The 1,645-nt window shown below is 73.5% G+C and carries 3 protein-coding genes; 2 read left to right on the top strand and 1 reads right to left on the bottom strand.

What is annotated here, in order from left to right; all coding sequences use genetic code 11:
- The first annotated feature begins 8 nt into the window (after nt 1-8).
- Nucleotides 9-176, top strand: coding sequence for a DegV family protein (locus tag PROKR_RS23580; protein WP_245605952.1), 168 nt, complete (start codon nt 9-11; stop codon nt 174-176).
- A gap of 14 nt (nt 177-190) precedes the next feature.
- Here the strand turns inward: PROKR_RS23580 and PROKR_RS23575 are convergent, their stop codons facing one another.
- Nucleotides 191-1,060, bottom strand: a complete 870-nt coding sequence (locus PROKR_RS23575) for an alpha/beta fold hydrolase (RefSeq protein WP_036968382.1) — start codon at nt 1,058-1,060, stop codon at nt 191-193.
- Nucleotides 1,061-1,342: 282 nt separating this feature from the next.
- On the opposite strand from PROKR_RS23575, the gene PROKR_RS37050 reads away from it, so the two are divergent.
- A partial coding sequence (locus PROKR_RS37050) for a hypothetical protein (protein ID WP_425414933.1) occupies nt 1,343-1,645 on the top strand: 303 nt, incomplete at its 3' end.

Here is a 1,645-nt window from a genome sequence, read left to right as displayed (position 1 = left end):
TCGTCGCCGTGCACCACTTCGGCGCCCTCGACCGAGCCCAGGCCCTCGCCGGCCGCCTGCACACCCGCACCCGGGCGGACGTCGAGGTCACGCCGCTGAGCGCCGTCCTCGGGGTGCACGTGGGGCCGGGCACGCTCGCCGTCGTCGTCGCGGACCTGGGCGACCACAGCCACTGACGCGCGGGCCCGGCTCAGCGCGTGAGGACCTCCCGCAGCCGCGCCGCGAACTCGTCGGGCTTGTCGGCCGGCTGCCCGTACTCCCCGCCGCTGAAGCCGCCGTGGCCTCCGGGGAAGACGACCGCCTCGGCGTCGAGCAGTGCGGCGGCCGCCCGCGCGGAACGGCCGGTCATCTCGTCGTTCGTGTCCTCGCCGACGGCGATCAACACCTGCGGGGTGGTGGCCTTGAGCGTTTCCCAGTCCGGCTCGTATGCCTGCAGGACCAGCATGTTGACGCCCAGCATCAGGTCGTCGCGCGTTCCGTCGTCCTCGGTCGGCAGGCCGAACGCGGCCGGGTCCGGGTCCGGCTGGTCGACGTACTCCGCGGTGATCTCGCCCCGTGCCATGACCAGCGCGATGAACTTCGCCATCCCGGCCCCCAGGCCCTTGGCCTGGTAGGTGTCGTGGATGTCCGTCATGGCCGCGACCATGGCCTCCCGGTCCGGCAGGACGGCGGGCAGGGGCGGCTCGTGCGCGACGACGGTCCGCAGGTCTCCGGGGTGGGTCGCCGCGAGTTCCAGCGCCACGACGGCGCCACCGCTGGAGGCGACGAGGTCCACCGGGCCGCCCCCGACGGCCTCGATGACGCGATGCACGTCGTCGGCGTGGTCGGCGACCCCGGGCGGCTGGGTGCCCGTGCGCGTGCTGCGCTCCACACCACGTGGGTCGTAGGTGACCACTTTCCGGTCGGTGAAGTGACTCGCCAGGGTGGTGAAGCCCTCGGCGCCCATCGGCAGGCCGATCATGAGCAGTGTCGGTTCGTCGGACGGCGCGGCCGCCTCGCGCACGTCGTAGGTGAGGACGGCGCCCGGCACGTCGAGCGTGTGGGACTTCTTCTCGGTCATGGTGCTCGCTCCTGATCTCGTCCGCGCGGTCCGGGACCGCTTGTGCTGCTCCGGTTCGCGCGCGCTCGTCAGGTCCGACGACGACGTCCGGCGGAACTCATCGGTGGCCGTGGACGAACCTGTGGCCGAGATTCGTGGGCCTGTCGTGGACGGCGCGGACAGACCCACGTGACGGAGCCGTGCGGGTACGAGCCCGACCACAGGGGCTCGTTCTCGGAGTCTGTGCACAGGCGGGCCACGGGGCCGTACCTGGGGTATCGGATGCGCCTAGCGTCCTGGGTCATGCAGCCAGAGACCGCGCAGCAGCACCGCCCTGATCCCTGGCCGTTCGGCCCGGTGCGCGGGGCCGACGGCCCGGGAGCTCAACCGTTGTCCCGCGCCGTGCCGACCGTAGCCGGACCGTCCACCACCGGACCGTCCACCACCGAACCGGCCGCCGGCACCGACCCAGCCGTGGACGGTGTGCCCGACGCCAGGACGGAGGCCGAGGACCTGGTGGAGCGACTGCGCGCGCGGCGCTCCGCCTCGGGCGTGGCTGCGGCCTACGCGGCCGCGCACGGTCATCCCGCCGATCCGCGGGCCGAG

Origin of the sequence: Promicromonospora kroppenstedtii DSM 19349 (genome assembly GCF_000515355.1) — a bacterium.
GTDB lineage: Bacteria > Actinomycetota > Actinomycetes > Actinomycetales > Cellulomonadaceae > Promicromonospora > Promicromonospora kroppenstedtii.
The sequence above is the reverse complement of the archived record's forward strand: the minus strand, read 5'-3'. Positions and strand labels throughout refer to the sequence as shown.